At 35.1% G+C, this 24,865-nt stretch carries 27 protein-coding genes; all 27 read right to left on the reverse strand.

What is annotated here, in order from left to right; genetic code table 11:
• Positions 1-299: 299 nt before the first annotated feature.
• Positions 300-704 carry a hypothetical protein gene (locus tag AC2A07_RS09450; RefSeq protein WP_484050182.1) on the reverse strand — a complete coding sequence of 135 codons (405 nt, stop codon included), beginning with the start codon at positions 702-704 and terminating at the stop codon, positions 300-302.
• Positions 701-1,084, reverse strand: a complete 384-nt coding sequence (locus tag AC2A07_RS09455) for a hypothetical protein (protein WP_484050183.1) — start codon at positions 1,082-1,084, stop codon at positions 701-703. The genes AC2A07_RS09450 and AC2A07_RS09455 overlap by 4 nt, the downstream gene beginning before the upstream one ends.
• A 157-nt stretch (positions 1,085-1,241) precedes the next feature.
• Positions 1,242-2,324: a hypothetical protein gene (locus tag AC2A07_RS09460; protein ID WP_484050184.1), complete on the reverse strand. Its 1,083-nt coding sequence runs from the start codon at positions 2,322-2,324 to the stop codon at positions 1,242-1,244.
• A 92-nt stretch (positions 2,325-2,416) separates the two neighbouring features.
• On the reverse strand, positions 2,417-3,103 hold the full coding sequence (locus tag AC2A07_RS09465; protein WP_484050185.1) for a hypothetical protein: 687 nt from the start codon (positions 3,101-3,103) through the stop codon (positions 2,417-2,419).
• Positions 3,069-3,623 (reverse strand): RNA polymerase sigma factor, encoded by a 555-nt coding sequence (locus AC2A07_RS09470; RefSeq protein ID WP_484050186.1) that lies wholly within the window; start codon positions 3,621-3,623, stop codon positions 3,069-3,071. Before AC2A07_RS09470 ends, AC2A07_RS09465 begins: the two co-directional genes overlap by 35 nt.
• Before the next feature lie 114 nt (positions 3,624-3,737).
• On the reverse strand, positions 3,738-5,018 hold the full coding sequence (locus AC2A07_RS09475; protein ID WP_314491336.1) for an MFS transporter: 1,281 nt from the start codon (positions 5,016-5,018) through the stop codon (positions 3,738-3,740).
• Positions 5,019-5,035: 17 nt separating this feature from the next.
• Positions 5,036-5,635, reverse strand: a complete 600-nt coding sequence (locus tag AC2A07_RS09480) for a bifunctional nuclease domain-containing protein (protein WP_314491338.1) — start codon at positions 5,633-5,635, stop codon at positions 5,036-5,038.
• A 175-nt stretch (positions 5,636-5,810) separates the two neighbouring features.
• Positions 5,811-6,758, reverse strand: coding sequence for an electron transfer flavoprotein subunit alpha/FixB family protein (locus tag AC2A07_RS09485; RefSeq protein ID WP_314491341.1), 948 nt, complete (start codon positions 6,756-6,758; stop codon positions 5,811-5,813).
• A gap of 41 nt (positions 6,759-6,799) precedes the next feature.
• Complete coding sequence (locus AC2A07_RS09490; protein ID WP_484050187.1) at positions 6,800-7,546, reverse strand: electron transfer flavoprotein subunit beta/FixA family protein; 747 nt, start codon at positions 7,544-7,546, stop codon at positions 6,800-6,802.
• A 140-nt stretch (positions 7,547-7,686) separates the two neighbouring features.
• Complete coding sequence (locus tag AC2A07_RS09495; RefSeq protein ID WP_484050188.1) at positions 7,687-8,394, reverse strand: SDR family oxidoreductase; 708 nt, start codon at positions 8,392-8,394, stop codon at positions 7,687-7,689.
• Positions 8,395-8,570: 176 nt separating this feature from the next.
• Complete coding sequence (locus AC2A07_RS09500; protein ID WP_484050189.1) at positions 8,571-9,449, reverse strand: T9SS type A sorting domain-containing protein; 879 nt, start codon at positions 9,447-9,449, stop codon at positions 8,571-8,573.
• 116 nt (positions 9,450-9,565) lie between these two features.
• The gene (locus AC2A07_RS09505; protein WP_484050190.1) at positions 9,566-10,948 is read right to left on the reverse strand and encodes a dipeptidase; all 1,383 of its coding nucleotides are present in this window, start codon (positions 10,946-10,948) and stop codon (positions 9,566-9,568) included.
• Positions 10,949-11,086: 138 nt separating this feature from the next.
• The gene (locus tag AC2A07_RS09510) at positions 11,087-11,344 is read right to left on the reverse strand and encodes a hypothetical protein (RefSeq protein ID WP_314491355.1); all 258 of its coding nucleotides are present in this window, start codon (positions 11,342-11,344) and stop codon (positions 11,087-11,089) included.
• A 137-nt stretch (positions 11,345-11,481) separates the two neighbouring features.
• The gene (locus AC2A07_RS09515; RefSeq protein ID WP_484050191.1) at positions 11,482-12,630 is read right to left on the reverse strand and encodes a class I SAM-dependent methyltransferase; all 1,149 of its coding nucleotides are present in this window, start codon (positions 12,628-12,630) and stop codon (positions 11,482-11,484) included.
• A gap of 3 nt (positions 12,631-12,633) precedes the next feature.
• The gene (locus AC2A07_RS09520; RefSeq protein WP_484050192.1) at positions 12,634-13,074 is read right to left on the reverse strand and encodes a DinB family protein; all 441 of its coding nucleotides are present in this window, start codon (positions 13,072-13,074) and stop codon (positions 12,634-12,636) included.
• Positions 13,075-13,147: 73 nt separating this feature from the next.
• Positions 13,148-14,308: a methylmalonyl-CoA mutase family protein gene (locus tag AC2A07_RS09525; protein ID WP_484050193.1), complete on the reverse strand. Its 1,161-nt coding sequence runs from the start codon at positions 14,306-14,308 to the stop codon at positions 13,148-13,150.
• Between the two features lie 94 nt (positions 14,309-14,402).
• Entirely contained in the window at positions 14,403-14,759 is a 357-nt protein-coding gene (locus AC2A07_RS09530) for an FtsB family cell division protein (RefSeq protein WP_314491361.1), read from the reverse strand.
• Positions 14,760-14,763: 4 nt separating this feature from the next.
• Positions 14,764-15,378 carry a uridine kinase gene (gene udk, locus AC2A07_RS09535; RefSeq protein ID WP_314491363.1) on the reverse strand — a complete coding sequence of 205 codons (615 nt, stop codon included), beginning with the start codon at positions 15,376-15,378 and terminating at the stop codon, positions 14,764-14,766.
• Positions 15,379-15,615: 237 nt separating this feature from the next.
• The gene (locus tag AC2A07_RS09540; protein ID WP_484050194.1) at positions 15,616-17,610 is read right to left on the reverse strand and encodes a T9SS type B sorting domain-containing protein; all 1,995 of its coding nucleotides are present in this window, start codon (positions 17,608-17,610) and stop codon (positions 15,616-15,618) included.
• 252 nt (positions 17,611-17,862) lie between these two features.
• On the reverse strand, positions 17,863-18,168 hold the full coding sequence (locus tag AC2A07_RS09545; RefSeq protein ID WP_484050195.1) for an ATP-dependent Clp protease adaptor ClpS: 306 nt from the start codon (positions 18,166-18,168) through the stop codon (positions 17,863-17,865).
• 11 nt (positions 18,169-18,179) lie between these two features.
• A complete protein-coding gene (locus AC2A07_RS09550; RefSeq protein ID WP_314491369.1) occupies positions 18,180-19,538 on the reverse strand; it encodes a hemolysin family protein in 1,359 nt (452 codons plus the stop codon).
• Between the two features lie 96 nt (positions 19,539-19,634).
• Positions 19,635-20,504, reverse strand: a complete 870-nt coding sequence (atpG, locus tag AC2A07_RS09555) for an ATP synthase F1 subunit gamma (RefSeq protein WP_314491372.1) — start codon at positions 20,502-20,504, stop codon at positions 19,635-19,637.
• An 84-nt stretch (positions 20,505-20,588) separates the two neighbouring features.
• On the reverse strand, positions 20,589-22,166 hold the full coding sequence (gene atpA, locus AC2A07_RS09560; RefSeq protein ID WP_314491374.1) for a F0F1 ATP synthase subunit alpha: 1,578 nt from the start codon (positions 22,164-22,166) through the stop codon (positions 20,589-20,591).
• 18 nt (positions 22,167-22,184) lie between these two features.
• Positions 22,185-22,724: an ATP synthase F1 subunit delta gene (atpH, locus tag AC2A07_RS09565; RefSeq protein WP_484050196.1), complete on the reverse strand. Its 540-nt coding sequence runs from the start codon at positions 22,722-22,724 to the stop codon at positions 22,185-22,187.
• 2 nt (positions 22,725-22,726) lie between these two features.
• Positions 22,727-23,221: a F0F1 ATP synthase subunit B gene (locus tag AC2A07_RS09570; RefSeq protein ID WP_314491378.1), complete on the reverse strand. Its 495-nt coding sequence runs from the start codon at positions 23,219-23,221 to the stop codon at positions 22,727-22,729.
• Between the two features lie 106 nt (positions 23,222-23,327).
• Entirely contained in the window at positions 23,328-23,546 is a 219-nt protein-coding gene (locus AC2A07_RS09575) for an ATP synthase F0 subunit C (protein WP_034711425.1), read from the reverse strand.
• A 37-nt stretch (positions 23,547-23,583) separates the two neighbouring features.
• A complete protein-coding gene (gene atpB, locus AC2A07_RS09580; protein WP_484050197.1) occupies positions 23,584-24,735 on the reverse strand; it encodes a F0F1 ATP synthase subunit A in 1,152 nt (383 codons plus the stop codon).
• Between the last annotated feature and the right edge of the window lie 130 nt (positions 24,736-24,865).

The following is a 24,865-nucleotide window of genomic DNA, read 5'->3' on the forward strand; positions in this document are numbered from 1 at the left end:
TCAGTAGTACGAAAACCGGACATGCGATTTCATATGTAAATTTTTATTGTTTTTTAAAGGTCATCCCGAATAGTCGGGACAAGTATTGTTATCGCTAATCTTTACTAATCAGTAGTACGAAAACCGGACATGCGATTTCATATGTAAATTTTTATTGTTTTTATAAGTCATCCCGAATAGTCGGGACAAATTTTATTTTCGGTAATCTTTCTTAATCTTATGTACCAAAAACCAGACGTACGATTTCATACTTAAATATTTATTTTTTTAAAGTCTACAGTAAACATCTGACAAAGAAATCATTCCACTTTTTCAAGAATAATTTCACTTGTTTTATTAAAATACTGAGAAGAAATTTTTATATACTGATGATCTGTTTCTATAATTGTATTGGTCATAGAATCTCCAATTCTGATTGGGTTTTTACCGTCCGATTTTCCAACAACTGTAGTTTTATAAGTACAATCGTCAAGAAACTCAATTTTGTATTTTATGTAATCTTTGCCATTGTTAGTATACTCTCTCTGAGAATCTTTTTTGATGACTATATTCCAATTTTTTGCTGATCCACCTTCTTTGATAAACTTTCCTTCTTTGATAAGATGGCATTTTGGAGGTGTGTCAGGCAATAAGAAATGTTCCTGAGATTTTACTTTAGCGGATAAGAAAATAAAGACAATCAATATAAATGAATATGTTCTCATATTTTTTTCTTTGTTGCAATGAGCATAATAATCGCTCCTGAAAATTCTACAGCCCAGCCCCATTTTAGTTTTACTGTTGCTGCTAAAGTTTCTGTCCATGATTTAAAAGGAAGAAAACTGAAGTAACTGAATGCCTGATATTTTGTAGCAAAAATGGTAAAAAGAAATAACAGAATTAATAAAATACTAAAAGTTCTCACGATTTTCGGACTGTTGTTCATGATTCCAAACAAGGCAACTGCTGAGAAAGCCCAACATGAAACTGCTAAGTAGTGATCTACTTTCCAATAGTTCCAATTTCCGATGATCGGCACATGAACAAGGGGCAGGAAACTCCCTATAATCACCAGGATAAAACCAACTAACTGTATATTTTTCATTTCCTAATTACATTCTAAGAATGCCAAAGTACGAAAAAAAACACATTCAAAATAAATGTGTTTTCAAAATAATAATTTTCACTGCCACAATTATAATTAATAAAAAATGCAATAAAAAATTAACAAATCCTTAATAAAATTAAAATTATACTATTAATTAAAAATTTATATATAATAATTCTAACCCAATCTGAATCCCATATTTATTGTCGATCTGAGCATTGTTGTTAAATACAGGCGTAAAATCTTTCTTTAAAAATACATTCAGTGCACCATACCCTAAAGACAGCTTCCCCCCGAAAAGAAAATTATTAAGCGAACCGTTAATATTTTCTCTGTAACTCACTCTGTGACCTTCTTCATCTTTATAGATAATCTGATTCTGGCTCAAATATCTTACACCTCCATAAATTCCGGCTGAAATTCTAAAATTACCTTTTGAGTTGTCAAGCATTTTGACATTATTTTCAGTGATATATTTAGGATTCAGAACAAAAACAAAATCAACAGGAATAGTAATATAATTATTTGAAATTTTTGAATTTCGTAAACTTCCCTCAGTAAAATCATCAAGGTAAATCTGACGGTCCTGCTGGACAATAACTTTAGAATCACCTATTCTGTAATTATCATTTCTTAACCCCAAACCGAAACGGTAAAACACAGGTGAGGTCAGTGACCCGAACTGTCTTGTTCCACGATATTCAAAAATCAGGGATGTAGACCTTCCGAATCTTACTTCGGAGGATTTATTAATCAGATTTAAAGAACCGGCAGATTTTGTAAGATTGGTAAATCCAAAAGAAATATTCAGATCATCTCCTTTCAGCAATTCCCTTTTTGTGCGTTTAGAATCTTTAAAACTTAAAAGAGCATTATTCTGCGCAAATCCTACCTGATCGAAAACTTTCCCTTTTCCCATCACAGAACTTTTCACCAATTCTCTGGTCGCATTTTCCAGACTGTTTTTTTGATCATCTACCTTTTTATTGATGACATCTTCATATTTTTCAGCAATTTCAGTCTTTTGTTTCAATTTTTCTTCCGGTGAAAATCTCTTTTCCTTAAATATTTTATCCAGTTCATCCAATTCATTATTCATCTTCGCTTTTTCAGATATAACAATACTATCAATTTTTTTAGAATAGTTTCTCATTTGGACATCTGTGTATGGCTTTTCCTGGGCATGGACATAGGAAATACCCATAAGAGCTGAAATTAAAGCAATTTTTGTTTTCATATTGAGGTTATTGTTAGACATTATTATACAACCGTTCAAATTTTCAGGAACGACTGTTAATTCCTTTATGAATGGAATTGACAAATTAAAAGTTAATTGGTCTCCATAGAATCAGAAATCACTGTAAATCCTAAAATTTTCAGAGAGCTTGGGCCTTTGATTTTAATTTTGTTCCTGTCGAAGACCCCAAATTTTCTTTGATCACTGTAATTTTCCTCTCTTGTCTTATCAAGTTCTCTACTTAAAAGCAAATCCTCTGCGTTAATGTAGGATGATTGTTTATGCTCTGCAGTAACCGCTCGTACATCAGAAGTTTTTATTTTTTCTGCAGGAACTTTCTGAAAATCTACGATTGTACTTTCTTTATCATCAAGTACTACTCTCTCCTCAGATTTGATCATGGTATCTTTATCCTGTACTATGGCATCTAATTTTTCTATCGTGGACTTTTCAGGTACAGATGATTTTTTCATCTCATTTTTACCGGAAATCACGTATTCCGCCTTCTCTTTTAATTTTAAATCACCAGACAGAGTATTTTCAGATTCGTTAAACTGATAATTACTTGACGGATGATCATCATTTAAATAGAACAAACCACCTACAGTGATTAACAGAATAATGACCGCAGCATATTTATGCCATTCAAAAGTTGGCTTATGAGTATGATCAGCTGCCTGATCGATCCCTGCTTCAATTTCAGACCACAAACCTTCTGAAGGCTTCATTTCGAGCTCTTCGTAATCAGACTTTAGCTGTTTCAGTATTTTTTTGTCCATTTTCTTTTGCTTTTAAATAATCTGCTATCCATTTTTTGGCTTTGCTTAACTGGCTTTTGCTTGTACCTTCTGAAATATTCAGGATTTCAGCAATTTCCTGATGTTTTTTGTCTTCAAATACATAAAGATTAAAAATCAACCTATATCCAGGAGGCATTTGCGAAAATATTTCATTGAGATTAATCCCTTTAAGCCTTTCGTCAATTTCATCTTCGGCATAATCAGGGGCAGTTTCAATATCAGCATACAGAATATTCTTATTTTTCCTGACAAAAGTTATTGAATCATTGACGACGATTTTCCTCAGCCAGTAGGGAAAACTTTTCCATTCTTTACAGTCTTCTATTTTAGTGAAACATTTCAGAAAAGCATTCAATAAAATATCTTCAGCATCATGAATATTATTGGTATAAGAGTTTGCCACTGCCAGCATTTTTGCTGAGAACATTTCATAGAGCGCTTTTTGGGCTCTCCGGTCCTGTTTTTTGGCAAGTTTAAAATACTCTTCTAAATTCTTCATGGATCAGTTTCTGTATATAAGACAGCAGAAATTTAAAATGGTTGCCTTACAAATAAAAAGATTGCACTTTTTTAATAAAAAGTGCAATCTAATATTTTAATAATGAATAATAATTTAGTGATTTATTTTACTCAGGGCTTTGGGATCATGTTTATGTTTAAAAACTATGGCAAAAAGTATTGTTACCAACAAAGCATAGCCTGCAAAGATATACCATGATGTCTGCCATCCTGCAAGTTGAAGAGCAGGATCGGTCTGTGAAAACACATAATGATTCACCACTTCCTGGGCTCCAAGCATTCCGATGGTTGCTCCAAAACCATTGGTCATCATCATAAATACGCCCTGGGCACTTGAACGGATACTTTTGTCTGTTTCTTTATCCACAAAAAGTGATCCTGAAACATTGAAAAAGTCGAATGCGATACCATAGACAATCATAGAAAGTACAAACATCCAGACTCCTCCACCAGGATTTCCTAACCCAAATAACCCAAATCTCAGGACCCATGCAAACATTGCCATCAGCATTACTTTTTTGATTCCAAATCTTTTTAAAAAGAAAGGAATCAGAAGAATACATAAGGTTTCTGAAACCTGAGAAAGCGATATTAAAGCATTGGCATGATTGGCCCCCCAGGTATTCTGAAACGCAGGAATATCTTTAAAACTGGTTATAAAAGGATTCGCATACCCGTTTGTTATCTGTAATGAAACTCCCAGAAGCATTGAAAAAATAAAGAAAACAGCCATCTTTCTGTCTTTGAAAAGACTGAATGCCTTTAAACCTAAAGCATCTGAGAAGCTCTTTTTTTCTTCTCTTTTATTAACATGACATTGTGGTAAAGTAAAAGAATATATAAATAAAATAATTCCTAAAACCCCGGAAACGAAAAACTGAGAATAGTTATTCTGAAAACCTGTAAAATCTACAAACAGCATCGCACAGATAAAACCAACGGTTCCAAAAGTACGAATAGGAGGAAATGCTCTGATCGTGTCAAAATTATTAGTAACCAAAATAGTATACGCAACAGAATTTGAAAGGGCAATGGTCGGCATATAGAAAGTAACACTTAAGCTATATAATAGAAATAGTTTGGAAAACTCTACATCAGCACCAGCAGACATTCCATAATAGCCTGCCGCTATAAGGAAAACAGCAGCAAAAAAATGACAGATTCCTAAAAGTTTCTGAGCCTGTATCCACCGATCTGCAATAATCCCCATAATAGCGGGCATGAAAATAGAAACTATTCCCTGCATTGCATAAAAAAGTCCTATTTTAGATCCTAAGCCAACTGAGCCGAGATAATTTCCCATGGAAGTTAAATAAGCTCCCCATACTGCAAACTGCAGAAAGCTGAGGACGGTCAATCGTAATTTTAAACTCATGTTTATTTTATAAATCTTTAATCAATTTTCTTTTTTCTTCTTTTGATCTCTTCCTGAATTTCAAGAGCAGTATCAAAATCTTCTTCCTTGACCGCTTCATCCAGCAATTTCTGCAATTCTTCCATAGAAACACTCTTAAGACTGTCTTCGTGCTGTACGGTTTCAGAAAAAACCTCTTCTTCTTTGGATGTATCTTCCAGCTCCAGTAATATTCCTGCTTCACTTAATACCTGCTGAGTGGTAAAAATAGGGGCGTCAAACCTCACTGCCATTGCAACGGCATCAGATGTTCTCGCATCAAGAATCAATTCTTCTTCTGTTGCTGAGTTTTTAAAATTGATGTTTGAAAAAAATACGCCGTCTACAATCTGATAGATGATGACAGATACCAGCTCAAAATTAGCAGAAACTATAAATTTTGTAAATAAATCGTGGGTAAGCGGACGGGGTGGATGAATATCTTTTTCTAATCCTAATGAGATGGATTGGGCTTCAAAATTCCCGATAACAACGGGCAATTTAACGTTTGTTTCTTCATGTTCCAATAATAAAGCGTAAGCTCCCGATTGGGTCTGGCTGTACGATATTCCGCGAATGATTAGCTGTTTATAATCCATGGCTACAAATATAAATTAATTTTTTATTGTAGGTTTTACTTTTTAGACAAAAATAAAAGCCCGGAAGCCGAGCTTTTATATATAAATTGTGAAATTAAATGCGTTGTCAATCTTGCATCGCAAGTGAATTTTAAATTGACAAGCGGAGCGAACTGACTATCGCCAATTCCCTTTTTTATCCTTTAATTGCTTTGATTTTTTCTGTCAGTGCAGGAATGATCTGAAAAGCATCTCCAACTACACCATAATCCGCTGATTTATAGAAAGGAGCTTCAGCATCACTGTTGATTACAACAATGGTCTTGGAGGAGTTTACACCAGCTAAATGCTGAATAGCTCCTGAAATACCGATTGCAATATATAAATTGGGAGAGATCGCTTTCCCGGTCTGTCCAACGTGTTCTGTATGAGGTCTCCATCCAATGTCTGAAACTGGTTTTGAACATGCTGTAGCAGCACCTAAAACGTTTGCAAGCTCTTCTACCATTCCCCAGTTTTCGGGACCTTTCATTCCTCTGCCTGCAGAAACCACTACTTCTGCTTCTTTTAAGTCTAATTTACCTGAACTTTGCTCATGAGAAATGACTTTAGTATCTTCATTGGCAACTGAAAGATTTTTCACTTCTTCAGAACCGCTGACTGCACTTTCTTTAACACCAAAAGCATTCTGAGAAACAGTAAGAATTACCCCTGCAGCTTCAGCTTTCGCATGCATAAAGCCTTTCCCTGAGAAAGCTTTTCTCTTCACCTGAAATGGAGACTGGCTTTCCGGTGCTTCCAAAACGTTGGTGATTAATGAGAAATTCTTCATTACAGCCAACATCGGTGCTACGGATGAAGCATCTGTTGTGTGAGGAAAAACAAGGATATTTCCTTCAGCTACTTCGCTTACTGCCTGAGCATAAGCTTTTGCTGAAAAGTTTTTAAGACCTTCGTCTTTAATATTGATTACGTTCGATGCTCCGTATTTATATAATAAATCTGAAGAATCTGTCGGGTTTACAGAGATTGCTGTTACGGTATCTCCCGCCTGATCTGCAACTGCTTTAGCATAAGAAACTGCCTCAAAAGCTGCCTTCTTGTAAATTCCGTTTATATTTTCTGCGTATACGAATACTGCCATTTTTCTTGAATTTAAAATTAAAAAATTGAATAAGTAAAAGATTAGATAACCTTCGCTTCCTCGTGAAGTAATCTTACCAATTCATCTAAATTATCCGGAGAAACCATTTTTACTGCTGCTCTTGGCGGAACACTGTCATAAGAAACCCCCTGAACTTTTACCTCAGATGAAACAGGCTCAACAACCTGCAACGGTTTTGTTCTTGCTGACATAATTCCTCTCATGTTAGGAATGATCAGGTCTTTTTCGTCAACCAGACCTTTCTGTCCTGCAATGACTGCAGGCAGTTTAACAGAGATAGTTTCCTTCCCTCCTTCAATTTCTCTCACTGCGGTCGCTTCACTTCCGTTTACTTCTAAACCTACAGAAGCATTAACAAAAGGCTGGTTTAATAACTGAGCCACCATACCGGGAACAGAACCTCCATTATAATCGATGGATTCTTTACCACACAGGATTAAATCATATCCACCGTTTTGTGCTACAGAAGCAATCTCTTTTGCTGTGGAATAACTGTCCTTTGGGTCAAGATTCACTCTTACCGCATCGTTGGCACCTATAGCAAGTGCTTTTCTGATAACAGGCTCTGTCAAAGCATCTCCTACATTCATCACCGTTACTGTTGCACCCTGAGATTCCTGTAATTTAATTGCTTTTGTCAGTGCAAATTCATCAAGAGGATTAATCACCCACTGAATTCCGTTTTTGTCGAAAGCAGATTTGTCTGCTGTAAAGTTAATTTTAGAAGTAGTATCAGGAACACTACTAATACAAACTAATATTTTCATACGTATATTATATTTTTCTCTTGCTTCAACGTTAAAAAATCTGGAAGCAATTCTGTTTGTTAAGTGTTGTAAATATAAATAAAAAATATATTATGCATGCATAATACTTATTTAATTATTATTCAGCGCATTATAAGTTTCTAACTCTTTGGTTGAGTTGCTCTAAACTCTATTTTGCTTGGTAAAACGCGCGGATTCATTTTGAGGATATCCAGGATCAGATTTCCCATATCTTCGGGCTGAATTTTCCAGTTGTCTTTTTCAGAAGGTTCATTACCGTTGAAATGACTTGCTACGGAGCCAGGCATAATGACTGTTGATTTGATATTGTATTTTCTCAAATCAATCATTGCAGCCTGTGTAAAACCTACAACACCAAATTTGGAAGCATTATAACCTGTTCCGTTTTCGAAGAAATTAGCTCCTGCCAGACTCGAAACAGTAATATAATATCCTTCGCTTTTTTTCAGTTCATCAAGTGAAGATTTCAGGGTATGAAAAACTCCTGTCAGATTGGTTTCTATCATGGAATTCCACTCTTCGGAGGTCAGTTCATCTACAGGTTTAAAAATTCCAAGTCCTGCATTGGCAATTACAAAATCTAATCTTCCGAACTTTTCTACAATACGTTTTACTGCATTTTCTTCGCTTTGAAGCTGCCTTACATCAGAAACCAAACCCAATACATTCTGAGAATATTTTTTTAACTCATTTTCTGCTTTTTTCACGTCATCTTCATTTCTTCCTGAAAATGCCACCGATATTCCGTTTTTCAGTAAAATTTCAGCAATGCCGAAACCAATCCCTTTTGTTCCACCTGTTATATAAGCGACTTTATTATCTGTCATAATCTGTTACTATTTATTTTCCTAAAATAATAAAAACGCTCCAATTGAAGCGTTTTGTCAGAAGAATATTCTGAAAACATTAATTTGTAAATTGGAACTGTTATCATATCATTAATAATATTTGTAGAATTAAATTTACAATATCAGATTTCATTCATTTTTCAGTAATATTTTAATTATTCTTTAATAATTTTCTGAATATATATTTTACCATCATTAGCCTTAACTCTTACAATATAATTTCCTGTTGCATATGATGACATATTTATTTCATTTACATTTTTGGTATTTGATACAGAGGTTATTGTTCTGCCATTCATATCATTTATTTCTATAGATTCAGATTTTAGATTATTAGAAAAACTAAATCTAAGTATATCTTTTACCGGATTTGGATAAATTGTCAAATCTCTTGAGTTGATTACTTCCGTTGTCCCCAAAGTTGCATTTTGACCAGTAATAGTCATTACCCATCTTGCTGAAGCAAAAGATGCCAATCCGCCAGTCCCAGTGGCAAGGGGAGTTGTTATACCACAAGTAGCTGACTCTAAATAAGAAGGACCAGTTTGTGCTCCAGAATTTATTCCCATATAAAAAACCTGCGGAGGTATTGCTGCAGAACCATCGTGAAAGACTTTTACTACAAGTTTTGATCCAGCAGGAACAAGGCGAGTAAGGGTTGTACCTGTACTTACCATTGCTCCTTGATTTGCCGTAGCAACAGTTACGTTAACAGATGCACCGAGTGGAGTTTCAACACCTGTAGGATAATTACCTACAAAGGTAGAAAGAGATAATGCAACAGGGAAAGAAAGATTAGCAGTTTGTACGCCAAATGCTACATTAGTAACATTATAATTATAAGTGATTCCATAATCTGCCAAATTAAAAACTCTAGTATAATAATTATCAGCAGTATATCCTGCAGTCTGACTTCCACATGCAACAGATCCTGTAGCATCAACCGTATTAGGTGTTGAATTTTGAGTGATAACTTGTGCAGTTGCTAAACTTGCTGACAAGATTACAACTAATGATGTAAAGATTTTTTTCATGATAAATAATTTATTTTAATGATTTAGTGCCGTAAATATATAAAAATCGACTATTCAACAAAACATTTACATGTTATTTTTTAAAAAAAAACACATATATAACCAATTATCATCGTTTAATACTTAGAATAATTCTTAAAAAACAGAGGAATACTTTCAATTCCTTTGTAAAAATTGAATAAACCGTAATGCTCATTCGGTGAATGAATCGCATCAGAATCCAGACCAAAGCCCATCAACACCGATTTAGCTCCTAATACCTTTTCAAACATTGCTGTAATAGGTATGCTTCCACCACTTCTATAGGGTAAAACCTCTTTTTCAAAAGCAATTTCCATTGCTTTTTTTGCTGCCAGGAATTCTTTGGTATCACTTGGTAATACATAAGGCATACCTCCATGATGAGGCGTCACTTTAACCTTTACATTATCAGGAGCTATTTTTTCAAAATATTTAGTAAACTTTTCCGTAATTTCTTCAGGAGTCTGATAAGGAACCAGGCGCATCGAAATTTTAGCGTAAGCTTTTGAAGGAATGACAGTTTTCGCACCCTCTCCTGTATATCCTCCCCAGATACCATTGCAGTCTAAAGTAGGACGTATTGAGGTTCTTTCTAAAGTTGTGTATCCTGTCTCACCTTCGACATCATTCAGTCCGATTGACTTTTTGAATTCTTCAGGATTATCTTTCAGTTTATTCATCTCAGCTCTCTCATCTTCAGAAACATCTTCCACGTTATCGTAAAATCCGTCGATCGTGATCTGCCCGTCTTCATCAATCAATTTTGCAATCATTCTTGAAAGTGCATGAATTGGATTCGGTACAGCACCGCCATACAAACCTGAATGCAGATCCCTGTTTGGACCTTCAACTTCTACTTCAACATAGCTCAGACCCCTTAATCCAGTCGTTACAGTAGGCTGTTCGTTACTGTAAATGTGGGTATCGGAAATCAGAATACAGTCACAGGATAATTTTTCTTTAAATTCATTGACAAAATCACCTAAACTTACGGAGCCGATCTCTTCTTCACCTTCAAAAATAAACTTGATATTGCATGGAAGGCTGTTGGTCTTCATCATTGCTTCAAACGCCTTGATCTGCATAAAAAACTGTCCTTTGTCATCGGCAGCACCTCTTGCAAAGATGGCTCCGTCAGGATGAAGTTCTGTTTTTTCAATATAAGGTTGAAAAGGCGGTTTTCTCCATAATTCCAATGGATCAGGCGGCTGTACATCATAGTGACCATATACAAGAACAGTCGGCAGATTTTTATCAATCAGTTTCTGTCCGAAAACAATAGGATAACCTTTGGTCTGGCAAACTTCCACGTCATCAGCTCCTGCATTGATCAAATATTCTGAAACTTTATCTGCACACAGAAGAACTTCTTTTTTGTAAGCAGGATCAGCAGAAATTGATGCTATTTTCAGTAATTCAAATAATTCATCAACGAAGCGGAATTTATTTTCGGTAATGTAATTTAATGTCTCTTGCATTGTCAATTTTAATTTGGTTAAATTTAAAAAAATTGATCTGCGTGAACAAACAAAAGGAAGTTTTTATCACAAAACAGATATTTTTAAATAAAAAAATCCCGCACAAGTGCAGGATCATGATATATCGCTAAGAACAGATTAATGTCCTACTTTTGCAGAATCTGAGTGTTTTGCTGCCGCGCTGTCTGTTTTGGGCGCTTCTGTCTCATGAGCACCATGTGCTGGAGTTGCATGCGCCGGTTCAGCACTGTGCCCGTCATGACCACCCTGATGATCATCAGAATATCTTTCTACTCCTTCTTCAAGTTTCAAAGTATTCTTGTTTCCACCTGCCTGAATCTTTTTACAGCTTACTGCTAATGTCGCAATGGCCAAACATAAAATTACTTTTTTCATATGATTTTTTTATTTTTTAAGGAATCATCTGGAATCGCCCGTTCTTACGATTGTATATTGCTTAAAAACAGGGCGATTTCGTATCAAAATTTTTGATTGCCCAAAAGTAAGAAATATTGCATTTTTCGGCAACATTTTCAGACTGATTTTAATATTAATTTTCCTTTTTTGGATTGTGTAAAAATAAGATATCTGCTTCCTCCGTCTTTCAGACCATATTTCTTTTTGATCTCTTCAGGTCTGAGCGGATGGTTCCTTGAAATGATATTAAACTGATCTTTCTTTTTAACATCCTTTCCATCAACCACTTCCATTTCAAAAATCCTTCCGGGAAAATTTTCAATGACTTCAACTGAAGTGTAAATATGTGTATTGGGATGCAGTTTTTTAAGATTAAATTTTTCCGAAATTAAATTGAAAACTCCTGCTTTCAGAACAGTATTATTAGGTATATAGATGAATTTTTCGGGTTCAGCATATTCCGGGCTGGCATTTTCTTCATCACCGAATGTAAAATGAAAGTCAGAATCTTCACTTTCCAGATTTCTACAGTAGCATTGAATAGATTTTGGAGGTTCCTCTGTCAGAAAAACGACAATTTCTTTTACATCATTTTTCACAGCCAGAACTTCTATTCTGGAAATATTTTTTAAAACAGAAACAAGATATTTTAAATCAATCAACGGTGATAGTTTGATGACAACCTGTCTTGAAATCAAAAGCAACTTATCCTGAATCTCAAGGATATCGGGTGACAGATCTTCCAAGAGAAAAACTTTGTTTTTTTGGAGATCTCTTCTTGCCGGATCGAGATAAACAACATCATAATGCTCCGTATTCTGATTTAAAAAATCTTCAAGCTTTTGATTAATAAAATGGGCTTTTTCACCCAAAATATTCCAATTGTGTTCTACAATGTTCAGGAGTTCGGTATTCTGTTCGACCAAAGTAATCTCCTCAAAATTTCTGGAAAGATAGTAGGCATCAATGCCAAAACCACTTGTGAGGTCGATAAATTTCTTTCCCTTTAGTAGTGCCGATTTATAGAGTGCAGTTTTATCCGATGAAGATTGCTCCAGACTGAGCTGAGGTGGGAAAACAATTCCCTCTTTCAGTAAAAACGGAAATTTTTTCTGTGCTACCTGCCTGCCTTTAATCTGCTGTACAATTTCCTGCATGGAAATTTCGGGAAACGGAGATTTTTTCAACAGTAAAGAATGCAGATCTGTCTTGAGATTTGCAATGATGTAATTTTGAATTTCTTTATTTAAAATGGGAATTTCCAAAAATTATCTTTTATAAAAAATATAATCTGTCAATATAGGCTCAATCCCACTGTTTTTCAACTGGGAATTGATTTGTCCGCGATGATATGTTGAATGATTAATTATATGAAAAAGAATATCGAAAATACTATTCTCAAACTTGATTCCTTTCGAATTTCGATATTCAATTTTCTGATCTAATTCATAAGCTCCAAGAATATGAACCGTATTTTTAAAGTTTTTCTCGTTGATTTCTTCCAAATTTTCAATGGGGTTACGTTGCCAGACTTCAAAAGGTTTTTCTTTTAAAATTCTTGAATTCCAAACCTGCTGTGCATTTAAAATATGATTGATCAGACTTATTGTTTTGTCATCTGTCTTAGAAAGATTCTCCAAAATAATTTTAACCATTTCTTTGTTGAAATGATAAGTATATTCAAATAAATCATTCAATTTTTCTTTCATATTCTAAAACTTTTTTATAAAATTTTCAATTCAGCATAATCATCCGTGAAGATTTGTTAATGTTGAGGAAAGATTATTCAAACATTTCAGCCCAACGAACCGCTGTGATCTTTTTTATATCATAAAGTTCCCCGACAGATTTTTTTGCGTCCAATTTTGGATATAGATTTACCCCAATCAGTTTTATTTTTCCTTCCATCACCCATTTTTGCTCACTGACAGCATGATCATAGATTTTCTCCTGAAGAATTCCCTGCTTCAGCATTTCCAGATAACCGCCGGCTTCTTCAATTTCTAAAAAAAATTCCCATGAGTTTTCGGTCATTTGCCGTGTAATATCTTCAATATAGTAACTTCCGTTTGAAGCATCCTCAAAAACATTGATGATACTTTCATAAGCCAGAACAATCTGTTGCTTAAATGAAATTTCTTCTGAATTTTCGGTATTGTTTCCTATCTGATAATTGGTACTGAAAACTGCATCTGCCCCTCCAATCATTCCGGCTGCCAGTTCTAAAGTTGAACGGATGAGATTATTTTCACTGTCCGAAACAGATTTATTTCTTAAAGAGGTCTCCGCAAAAATATAAGGAATATCATCAAGACCGTATTCTTTTGATAACTGATTAAAAAGGAGTTTAAACGCACGGATTTTAGCCATTTCAAAAAAGTAATTTCCTCCCACAGCTAATCTGAAGAGTATTTTATCTGAAACAGCAATTCCATACACTTCTATAAGCTCTTTTGCCTTGGCCAAAGCAATTCCCAGCTGCTGAACAATCGATGCACCTGCATTCTGATGAAGTGAAATATCAACGCATATATTTCTTTTAAAGTCCTTAGCCAATAATTCTTTGACAAGCTGATCATCGATCGATGCATTATTTTCATCAAAAACATCAATGAGGGAAAAATATTGGTCTTCGTCGGCAGGACTGATGTGCTCTGCAAGTTCCCGGTTGTTAATAAAAACCGTTTTTTCAACCAGATTTTCAACATTCTCATTGAGTAAAAACGCAAAAACATCTTCTTCAAGCGTTTCATGATAGGTTGCCACCAGATGGGTATTTTCTTCTACTTTTGGAAGATTGACCAAAGGTTTTTCAACGCTGTTATAAAAAGGCTTTACGGTAATTCCTTCTAAATTTTCTTTGTTAAGAGCAGTATAAATATCTTCAGTTTTAAGCTGCTTTTTAACGAGATTTTCCCAGTTTGAAAAGGTATTTTTTGACATAAGTAATAAGTAATGGGTAATGAGCAATTTTGATTCGCAGACTCATTTAAAATTGGCAGCGAAGGTAATTGACTATTTACAATTCACTTTAGAATTATTTTTTGGCAATATTTGCACTGTCTACCACCAAAATAAAGATTTCTTCATTCGGTTTTTTCATGAAATAATTTTCCCTGGCATATTTTTCTTTCTCAGACTTATTATTCATCAGTTTTTTATAGAACTGATCATTCTTTTCATATTCTGTTTTGTAATAATCAAGCTGTTCCTCGTATTTATTGATCTCACCATTGAGTTCATTGATCACCAAAAAGGAAGTTTTATCAAAGAAAACCATCCATACTAAAAAAAGACATATCGCAATCACATATTTATTCAATACATAATGCTGAAGGAACCTGATGGTTTCTGATTTCGGTTGAATATCTTTAATTAATTCTTTTTCAGCCATTTTTTTAATGTTTTCTAAGTGAATTCTTAATAACTGTTGTTAAAAAGTCTATTGCAACAGAGTTTTGTTTCATGTTAGGAATAATCAGATCAGCATCATTTTTAGAAGGTTCTATAAATTCCTGATGCATGGGTTTTAAAGTAGTTTGGTAGCGATGCAAAACCTCATTGAGATCTCTTCCCCTTTCCTGGGTATCCCTTCTGATCCTTCTGATCAGCCTTTCATCAGAATCTGCATGTACAAATACTTTGAGATCAAATTCTTTCAGTAATTCCTTATTAGTCAGAACCAGAATACCTTCTACAACCAATACATTTTTCGGTTCAACGCTAACATGATCTCCCGTTCTTGAGTGCGTCACAAAGCTGTAAACAGGCTGTTCAATTGATTCATTGTTTTTTAATGCTTTGACATGCTTCAGCATCAGTTCAAAATCAATAGACTTGGGATGATCGTAATTCAGTGCTTCTCTCTCTGTCAGCGTAAGATTATGATTATCGTGATAATAATTATCCTGAGATAATATATTCATCCCTTCAATGTCTAGCTGCTGAATGATCTTATCAACAACTGTAGTTTTGCCGGATCCTGTTCCTCCCGCAATTCCTATTACAAGCATTCTAATATAGTTTGTACAAAGATAAATAATTAAAAGATTAAAGAATTGAAAGATTAAAATATTCCTTCAATTTTCAAAATGAATATATAATAAAAGGCTGCTCTAATGATTTATTGGATAAAGCTTCTCATTAAACGGCAATGTTATTCGCATTGTACGATAAGACAGGTCCTATAGTTTTGATGATCTTAAATAAAAAAACACCTTGTTGCCAAGGTGTTATAATAAAATATTTGTTTATTCTCTGTTTTTCACGAGTACCCATCCATTGTAAGTTGTCTGGGTACTATTTTTATCATTTTCGTTCCAGATGATGGTATACCAATATGTTCCTGTAACAATTTTTTTACCTCCGGAGGTTCCGTTCCATTTGTAATTTCTCACTTTATCAGCTTCATAAATCTTGTTTCCGTATCTGTTATAAACAGTAAATACAAGATTTTTCTTATAAGCCAATGCTGAATAATCAATTTCATCATTCAGATTATCATCATTTGGAGTTATTGCATTTAAAAGGTTAGGAACAGTAACCTGAACAGTTATAGGAGTACAGTCAAAAGAGTCTCTAAGAAAAATTTTATTTTCTCCTCGTGGCAAGTTTGTGAATACATTAGAGTTTTGCCAGTTTATCCCGTCTGATGAATACTGATAGGGAGCAGTTCCGCCAGACGCATTTACTGTGATTGTATTATTTTTAATATCTAAACTCGCAATTACAGGCTGCTTGGAAGCATATACATTGACTTTTTGCAGTGTAAAACACTTACTCGTTTTTAATTTTACCCAATAAGCACCTACTCCAACATCTTGTATAGTTTGTGTGACAGCGCCGGTACTCCATTCATATCCGTCAAATCCAGGCCCTGCATCTAATGTTGTTCTATCTTCAATACAAATGGTTTTATCCTTAAGTACTGCAGATTTTACAGATGGTATAACTTTCAGTGTAATTTTGGATATTGAATAACATCCACTCGAATTGATGACTCTTACATAAACGTCAGTATTGGTCCTGATAAATGTCCCAGCAGGTAGAATCTCATTTGTTCCTGCCACTGCATTTGCTAAAGTTTGATAAAACTTTTTTGTAATACCTATAGTTTCAGAAGTCACATTGGCAGATGTTAAATCAAATACGGCACTTACAGGATTAGATTCGATAAAACATGATTCCATGACAGCATCATTTACCACAGGGAGGGGTACTATTTTTACAACAGCAGTTTCACTTACAGCGTTACAAAGGGCATTCAGTGCGGAGCCCTGGGGTCCTACTTTAAATCTTATCCAGTAACTCCCCGGAGATTTACCTGCCGGGTTAAAGGTATAATTAGGATTGGTCGTCGGACCTCCCTGATCCAACCATGTAATACCAGAGTCAATACTTTCCTGCCATTGGTATTCAGCAGGATTATATGAACTTCCTGTTAATGATGCAGTAAAATTTATAGGCGTATTCTGACCTGCACATATAGTTGTGGCGGAATTGGGTATTGCCTTTATTGTTTCAGGAATACAGGGAGATATCATGATGTCATCTATTGCAAGATCATTACCGCAGCCGTTACCAACAGAGTTATTGACAATCTGCAGCTTTACTGATGAACTTGAAGCATTATTAAAAACAACAGAATATTCTGTCCATACACTGTTGATTGGAATATTTCCGGTTGTAGAAGTACCTAATACAATTCCTGTATTATTGTCGACTGCACGAAGTGTAACGTTGGGAAATTGATATCCGGCTCCGCATGTACCGGGAGTATTAACATTAAGTATCCACAGTGACAGTCTCAAAGTGGTATTAGAGCAGAGATTATTCATCACATACTCAAAAAAAACAGTAGCAGCAGTCGACGGAGCATTAACAAGCATCATTAACCCGTTTTGATTTCCGGTATGATCAGGTAAGTTTAAAAAACCGTTACCACCGGTAATCGGACTTTTGACTAATCCCGAGTATCCATCGGACAATTGGCCTCCGACTGGTCCGGCAGCACCTACAAAAATAGTGGATGTGCTCGCTCCGGGGGCATAAGCGGATAATGGACCATACCAATTACTTGATGCATTTCCCTGTCCAAAAGTTTGATTTAAAATCGGCGGACCCCATTTTCCTGTGCAGGAAATAGTAGATTGAGCTTTTATTGAATAAGAAAAAAAGAAAATAGCAGAGAAGAAAAAGAATAATGCACGCTGTTTTCCTTTGTAAAAAGATAGTTTTGTTTTCATATGAAGACAAGATTAAATGATTATTTTAAAGAAAATTCTTTTTATATAAATTAAATTTTAATAAAAAACGGATAAAATCTTTAAATTTAAATCCAGAAATAAGTTGATATTCACAGTAAAAAAGTAAATAAACAATCTTAAAACCGTTTTCGCTAAAATAATAATTATAATCTAATCAATGAAAATTTATATCAAAAATCAACAAATTAGTAAAATATCAACAAAAAACTCTAACAAATGTTAGAGTTTCTATTATACGATTTCGCTTGTTAAGCTTCTTGAAATTAATTTTTCATGCATCGGTTTCAAAAGATCCATAGATCCGGTTTTTACGGTGCACTTGCCTTTATAATGAACAAGCATTGTGCATTGCTCGGCCTGTATCAGGTCATGTTTGCAAATTTCTATCAATGCTTCGATAACATCATCAAATGTATGAATGTCATCATTATGCAAAATCAATTTGTATACTTCATCAGTTTCATCCAAAACAAGAACTTCTTCTTCATACTGACGTTTTGGATCTTCGTAATCTTTTATGCTATTATAAAAAATCATTTTGTAAAATTTTAATCTTCTCCTAATTTGTCTAAAATATCATCAACGATATTAGATTCGTTATAAATCAGTTCTACCATTTCAACGCTCTTATTATTCATTTTTAAAATCTTGAAATGATAATTTTCCAAATCAAACTCCTGATTTTCTTCAGGGATATCTTCTAGGGCATGGAGAATAAATCCTGCCAGAGTATTATATTCACTTTCTTCAGAGACAGTCAGCTTTTTTGGTAGAGATTCGTTGATTTCATCTAAAGGCTGTGTAGCTTTAACCCAGAATGTATTATGTCCGACCTTGTCTACCAGTTTTTCTTCATCATCTTCCTCATCCTGAATCTCGCCCACCAGTTCTTCTAAAATATCTTCTAAAGTAATAATTCCTTCAGTACCTCCAAATTCATCAATAACAATTGCCAGATGTTGCTTTTTCTGTTGGAAAATCTTCAGCAAATCGGAAATTTTCTTGCTTCCTACAACAAAGAATGACTCACGCATCAATTCCCTTAAATCTTCATGACTCAAAATTCCTTTTCTCTTAACAAATTCACGGATAATTTCTTTAGTGTAGAAAACACCGATAATATTATCAATTGAATTTTCATAAACGGGTATTCTTGAATATCCGCTTTCCATTATTTTATTAATAATTTCATTCAGATCATCAGCAAAATCAATTGACGTGATATTTTGCCTTGGTACCATGATCTGTTTGGCAGAATGATCTGTAAAATCAAATGCATTTTTTATGATCTCATAGTTCTCTTCTTCAATTTCTCCACTGTCAGCACTTTGTTTAACCAACAGCTGAAGTTCTTCGGTTGAGTGAATTTCCTGTTCAGATGCCGGATGAATTTTCATTAATCGTAAAACTCCGTTCGACATCAGATTCATCAACCAGATAAACGGTTTAAAAACCGTATAAAAAACTCTAAGCGGAACAGCAGTTGCCATTGTTGTTGCTTCAGCCTTTCTGATGGCAATAGATTTCGGGATCAATTCACCAAAAACAATATGCATTACTGTGATTATCAGGAAACTGATCACTACAGAAATTGTTGTAACCGTGGATTCACTGAAATTAATATTGAGAGAATGAAACAGATTATCAATAACATGATGCATTGCACTTTCACCAACCCAACCTAAAGCAAGTGACGCCAAGGTAATACCGAGCTGTGTTGCTGAAAGGTACTCATCAAGATGTTTAATGATATGCTCAGCCTGCTTGGCCATCGAATCACCTTCGGCAGCTTTCAGCTGAATTTGAGAATAACGAACTTTAACAATTGAAAATTCTGCGGCTACGAAAAAGCCATTTAATAATACAAGGAATACGGCTAGTAAAAGCCTGACTATGTCAGAGTCCATTTAGAAATTATAATTTATAATGCAAAGATATACAAAATAAAACTAACAAAAAAAGCATCGACGTTATCGATGCTTTAATATTTTTTGAATATATTCTTAAGAATTTTTCAAAGCTTCTGCTCCTGAAACGATTTCTAAGATCTCGTTGGTAATAGCAGCCTGTCTCGCTTTGTTGTAGAAGATCACAAGATCATTCTTCAGTTCCTGCGCATTGTCGGTTGCTTTGTGCATGGCTGTCATTCTGGCACCGTGCTCTGAAGCTACTGAGTCCAGAACAGCTTTGAAAACCTGAGTTTTGATCGATTTTGGAATCAGATTATCTAAAATTTCAGCTCTGTCCGGTTCAAAAATATAATCTGTTTCTACATGAGTCTCTGCAGCAGCAGTTTCTGTCATAGAAATCGGAAGAACTTTTTCTGTCATTACTTCCTGTGTAGCAGCATTAATGAATTTATTGTAAATTACATAAACTTCATCAAATTTACCTTCCTTAAAGTTGCTCATTACCGTTTCAGTAACATTTGAAACTACATCAAAACTTAATTTGTCAAATACACTGCTTTCGTTAGAGAATACTGTACGTCCTCTTCTAACTGCATCATAAGCTTTTTTACCAATGGTAAGAACCTCAATTTCGTACTGAGAATTATTCTGAAACTGAATATTCAGTTCTTTTATTACATTTGAGTTAAATGCACCTGCCAAACCTCTGTTTGAAGTTACTGCAATGAAGAGTACTTTTTTAACTTCTCTTTTCTGAGCATAAACAGAAACCTGATCAGGATCTGAACTTGAATTTACATTCTGGATGATTTCCTGTAATTTTTCAGAATACGGTCTCAACATTACGATGGCGTCCTGTGCTTTCTTCAGTTTCGCTGCGGAAACCATTTTCATAGCACGTGTGATTTGCATCGTAGATGAAATTGAACTGATTCTTCCTCGTATTTCTTTTAAGTTTGCCATATTGGGTTAGTTGTTGGTTGTCGGTTGTTGGTTGCTAGTTTTAGAAAATTCTGTCAACTATCAACCAACAATCATCAACTAATTTTAGTTATATTTAGAAGCTAAATCATTAGCTGCCTGCTTAAGAACACCTGTGATATCGTTATCGATTTTCCCAGCTTTGATTGCAGCCATAGTTTCCGGGTGCTTAGATCTTAGGAAAGCAATATATTCAACCTGGAATTCTTTTACTTTTTTAATAGGAACGTTTCTCATCAGGTTCTCTGTACCTGCATAAATCATAGCAACCTGAGTATCTACAGGAAGTGGAGAGTTTACCGGCTGCTTCAACAATTCAACATTTCTTTCTCCTTTAGAGATCACCGCTAAGGTAGAAGCATCAAGGTCAGAACCGAATTTAGCAAACGCTTCCAATTCTTTATACTGAGCCTGGTCTAATTTAAGGGTACCGGAAACTTTCTTCATTGATTTGATCTGAGCGTTACCTCCAACTCTGGATACGGAGATCCCTACGTTGATTGCAGGACGAACCCCTGAGTTGAATAAATCAGACTCTAAAAAGATCTGTCCGTCAGTAATAGAGATTACGTTGGTTGGGATATATGCAGAAACGTCACCTGCCTGAGTTTCGATAATCGGAAGTGCAGTTAAAGAACCACCTCCCTTTACGATTGGTCTTAAAGATTCAGGAAGATCATTCATCTGACTGGCAATCTTGTCATCAGCGATTACTTTAGCCGCTCTTTCCAACAATCTTGAGTGAAGATAGAAAACGTCTCCAGGATAAGCTTCACGGCCCGGTGGTCTTCTCAATAGTAGGGAAAGCTCACGGTAAGCCACCGCTTGTTTGGATAAATCATCATAAATAATCAATGCCGGTCTACCAGTGTCTCTGAAAAACTCACCGATAGAAGCACCCGCCATTGCAGAATAAACCTGCATCGGAACCGGATCTGAAGCATTAGCAGCAACAATTACAGTATAGGCTAAAGCTCCTTTATCAGAAAGAGTCTTAACGATTTGTGCTACGGTAGAAGCTTTCTGCCCGATCGCAACATATATACAATATACAGGATTACCTGCATCAAAAAATTCTCTTTGGTTGATAATGGTATCAATCGCAACAGTGGTTTTACCTGTCTGTCTGTCTCCAATGATCAACTCTCTCTGACCTCTTCCTACAGGAATCATTGAGTCAATTGCAACGATACCTGTCTGTAAAGGTTCAGTTACAGGCTGTCTGTAGATAACACCAGGAGCTTTTCTTTCCAATGGCATTTCGTACAATTCACCTCCGATAGGTCCTTTTCCATCAATTGGGTTACCCAGAGTATCAACTACTCTACCTAACATCCCTTCTCCTACTTTGATAGAAGAGATTCTGTTTGTTCTTCTTACTGTATCTCCTTCTCTTACCAGTTTACTTTCACCCAAAAGAGCCACACCAACGTTGTCTTCTTCTAAGTTAAGTACGATACCTTCTACATCGCTGGCAAATTTTACCAACTCACCGTACTGTACATTTTCTAACCCGTATACACGAGCGATACCATCACCGATGGTTAAAACTGTACCTACTTCCTCAACGTTTGATTGAGTGTCGAAGTTGGCCAACTGTTGTTTTAAGATCGCAGATACTTCTGCCGGATTTATTTCTGCCATTATATGGTTGTTTTTTTCTTAATTTAAATGAAAATCTTTTTTGATATTGCTGAGCTTGGATTTTACAGATGCATCGATCTGCTGATCACCTACTCTTAAAATATATCCTCCTAAAATATCAGGATTGATGGTAAGATTTAAGTCAAAGTTTGATCCTGCTTTTACCAGGTCTGTTGACTTTAAGATCTGGTCAACGTTCTCTCTGGAAAGCTGAGTTGCTGTAGTCAGAGTGATTCTCTGTACTCCATTGATATCTTCAACCTTATTAATGAATTCCTGAGCAATATTTTTTATGTGGCTTTCACGCCCCTGTCTGATCACTAAAGTAATCAAATTCTGAGAAACCGGTGAAAAGCCTTTAAAGATTTCTTTTGCAACGTCCTCTTTCTTTTTTGCATCGATGTAAGGCGTCTTGAAAAATTTGTTTAAATCATCAGATTCAGACATCAGTTTCTTAACATCTTTCATTTCAGAAAATACAGCATCAGTCTGTCCGGATTCATTTGTAAAATCCAGGAGACCCTGTGCGTATCTTTTAGCTACTTTAGATGTAAGCATTCTTAGTTAAGATTAGATTTGTTTAAATAATTTTGAACCAACTCGTCCTGAGCTTCGCTTTTTTCTAAATTTTTCTGTAGGATAGATTCTGCAATATTTACAGATAAAGCACCAATCTGAGTTCTGATTTCTGACATTGCTGCATTTTTCTCAGTCTGAATAGTCTGTTTTGCAGATTCAATCATTTTATCACCTTCAGCTTTAGCAACATCTTTAGCCTCTCCTACAATTCTGTCTTTAATTTCCCTTGCTTCTTTAAGGATAGAATCTCTTTCAATCTTAGCTTCACGGATAATTCTTTCGTTATCAGATTTAAGATCTTCCATTTCTTTTTTAGCCAATTTAGCCTGATTCAAAGCATCAACGATAGAAGCTTCTCTGTCATTCACTGCGTTTACAATTGGTTTCCATGCAAATTTAGCAAGGATAAATAATAGGATAGCGAATGTAAGCGTCATCCAAAACAAAAGTCCAATTCCAGGTTCTATAATTCCCATATCTGTAATTCTTTTTTTAATGTAATAATTTATGGATATCTTTTTTAAAAATCCTTAGCAGCAGCCAACCGCTTCACTGCTAAGAATATTTTTCTTTTGAGGATAATTACTTGATGAAAGCACCAAAGATGATCGCGATAAGACCAGCACCTTCGATAAGACCAGCAGCAATAAGCATTGCTCCCTGAATCTTACCAGCTTGTTCCGGCTGTCTAGCGATAGCATCCATAGCGTGACCACCGATTTTACCAATACCAAGACCTACTCCTAATACTGCCAAACCGATACCTACGTAAATTAATCCTGCTCCAGTTGTGATGTCCATAATAAATAAATATTTAGTTAAAATTATTTTCGTTTAATTAAGCTACCATTGTGTCATGACCTACACTGTCATCATCGTTATGTGCATGATCGTGATCATGTTCTGCAACTGCGATACCGATAAACAATGCTGACAATACGGTAAAGATATAAGCCTGTAGAGCTGCAACTAAAAGTTCCAATACTGAAACAAATAATGCCAATGGTACAGATGCAAATCCTAAGAATGGTGATTTAAAGATAAAGATCAGAGAGATAATCGCTAAGATCATAATGTGTCCTGCAGTAATGTTTGCAAAAAGTCGCATCATTAAGGCAAAAGGTTTTGTAAAGATTCCGATGATTTCAATTGGAACCATAATAGGATACAATAAAATCGGAACCGGCGGCATAAAGATGTGCTTCCAGTAATCTTTATTGGCACTGAATAATGTGATTAACAAAGTAATGATTGCTAACACTGCTGTTATTGCAATATTTCCTGTAAGATTAGATCCTCCGGGAAAAAAAGGAATCAAGCCAAATAAGTTATTGAACCAGATAAAAAAGAATGCGGTCAACAGATAAGGCATAAATCTCTTGTACTTAACTGAACCAATATTTGGAATAGCCACTTCATCTCTGATAAATACAATTACAGGCTCTAATAATTTCCCTGCTCCTTTAGGTAGTTGAGATTTTTTATAGTTTCTTGCCATTCCTATGAATATCACCATCATGAAGATAACTGATAAAAACATGGAAGCTGCATTTTTCGTTATTGACATATCAAAAAATACATTGTCAGATTTTTGTTTCCCACCGATAAGTGCAAACAGAGTTGCTTTTTCAGTACCTTCAGTTGAAACCACCTGACCATCGTGCAATGTATAGCCTTCATGTTCGTGACCATGAGCAATATCTTTCGACAAGAAAGTATGCCATCCTGCTTTGTCTTTAATAATGATAGGTAATGGAATAGAAGTATGATGCTCTTCTCCATTTTCATCTTTAGTAGTCCATAAATGCCATTCATTAGAATCACCAATGTGCTCCATGATCATTTTGGTAGCATTAAAAGGCTTACCGTCTTCTGCATGCTCTACTTTTTCAGCTGATTTTTCTCCCTCAGACTCGTGTTGTGCAGCAGCGAAACTACTCGTAAACACAAATAAAAATGCGAAAAATAATGAAGAAACTTTTCTGTTCATATCTCTTTTTTAATCGTGTGCAAATATATTGATTTTATTAAACTTTACCAATAGTAAAAATTGATATTTATCATCAAAAAAATCACGATTTGTTAATCTGCCTGATAACTGCACTATATATAAGGACAGA

The organism is Chryseobacterium sp. HNCC26DJ238 (assembly GCF_057180465.1).

Bases quoted from the DNA above. Each gene is read 5' to 3' on its own strand.
- AC2A07_RS09460 (WP_484050184.1), bottom strand. From the start codon at position 2,324: ATGAAAACAAAAATTGCTTTAATTTCAGCTCTTATGGGTATTTCCTAT.
- AC2A07_RS09505 (WP_484050190.1), bottom strand. From the start codon at position 10,948: ATGCAAGAGACATTAAATTACATTACCGAAAATAAATTCCGCTTCGTT.
- AC2A07_RS09545 (WP_484050195.1), bottom strand. From the start codon at position 18,168: ATGATTTTTTATAATAGCATAAAAGATTACGAAGATCCAAAACGTCAG.
- AC2A07_RS09510 (WP_314491355.1), bottom strand. From the start codon at position 11,344: ATGAAAAAAGTAATTTTATGTTTGGCCATTGCGACATTAGCAGTAAGC.
- AC2A07_RS09520 (WP_484050192.1), bottom strand. From the start codon at position 13,074: ATGAAAGAAAAATTGAATGATTTATTTGAATATACTTATCATTTCAAC.
- AC2A07_RS09475 (WP_314491336.1), bottom strand. From the start codon at position 5,018: ATGAGTTTAAAATTACGATTGACCGTCCTCAGCTTTCTGCAGTTTGCA.
- AC2A07_RS09570 (WP_314491378.1), bottom strand. From the start codon at position 23,221: ATGGGAATTATAGAACCTGGAATTGGACTTTTGTTTTGGATGACGCTT.
- AC2A07_RS09575 (WP_034711425.1), bottom strand. From the start codon at position 23,546: ATGGACATCACAACTGGAGCAGGATTAATTTACGTAGGTATCGGTTTG.
- atpG (WP_314491372.1), bottom strand. From the start codon at position 20,504: ATGGCAAACTTAAAAGAAATACGAGGAAGAATCAGTTCAATTTCATCT.
- AC2A07_RS09465 (WP_484050185.1), bottom strand. From the start codon at position 3,103: ATGGACAAAAAAATACTGAAACAGCTAAAGTCTGATTACGAAGAGCTC.
- AC2A07_RS09485 (WP_314491341.1), bottom strand. From the start codon at position 6,758: ATGGCAGTATTCGTATACGCAGAAAATATAAACGGAATTTACAAGAAG.
- AC2A07_RS09490 (WP_484050187.1), bottom strand. From the start codon at position 7,546: ATGAAAATATTAGTTTGTATTAGTAGTGTTCCTGATACTACTTCTAAA.
- AC2A07_RS09550 (WP_314491369.1), bottom strand. From the start codon at position 19,538: ATGGACTCTGACATAGTCAGGCTTTTACTAGCCGTATTCCTTGTATTA.
- AC2A07_RS09530 (WP_314491361.1), bottom strand. From the start codon at position 14,759: ATGGCTGAAAAAGAATTAATTAAAGATATTCAACCGAAATCAGAAACC.
- atpH (WP_484050196.1), bottom strand. From the start codon at position 22,724: ATGCTTACATCTAAAGTAGCTAAAAGATACGCACAGGGTCTCCTGGAT.
- AC2A07_RS09450 (WP_484050182.1), bottom strand. From the start codon at position 704: ATGAGAACATATTCATTTATATTGATTGTCTTTATTTTCTTATCCGCT.
- atpB (WP_484050197.1), bottom strand. From the start codon at position 24,735: ATGAACAGAAAAGTTTCTTCATTATTTTTCGCATTTTTATTTGTGTTT.
- AC2A07_RS09525 (WP_484050193.1), bottom strand. From the start codon at position 14,308: ATGTCAAAAAATACCTTTTCAAACTGGGAAAATCTCGTTAAAAAGCAG.
- udk (WP_314491363.1), bottom strand. From the start codon at position 15,378: ATGCTTGTAATAGGAATTGCGGGAGGAACAGGATCCGGCAAAACTACA.
- AC2A07_RS09495 (WP_484050188.1), bottom strand. From the start codon at position 8,394: ATGACAGATAATAAAGTCGCTTATATAACAGGTGGAACAAAAGGGATT.
- AC2A07_RS09540 (WP_484050194.1), bottom strand. From the start codon at position 17,610: ATGAAAACAAAACTATCTTTTTACAAAGGAAAACAGCGTGCATTATTC.
- atpA (WP_314491374.1), bottom strand. From the start codon at position 22,166: ATGGCAGAAATAAATCCGGCAGAAGTATCTGCGATCTTAAAACAACAG.
- AC2A07_RS09470 (WP_484050186.1), bottom strand. From the start codon at position 3,623: ATGAAGAATTTAGAAGAGTATTTTAAACTTGCCAAAAAACAGGACCGG.
- AC2A07_RS09455 (WP_484050183.1), bottom strand. From the start codon at position 1,084: ATGAAAAATATACAGTTAGTTGGTTTTATCCTGGTGATTATAGGGAGT.
- AC2A07_RS09480 (WP_314491338.1), bottom strand. From the start codon at position 5,635: ATGGATTATAAACAGCTAATCATTCGCGGAATATCGTACAGCCAGACC.
- AC2A07_RS09500 (WP_484050189.1), bottom strand. From the start codon at position 9,449: ATGAAAAAAATCTTTACATCATTAGTTGTAATCTTGTCAGCAAGTTTA.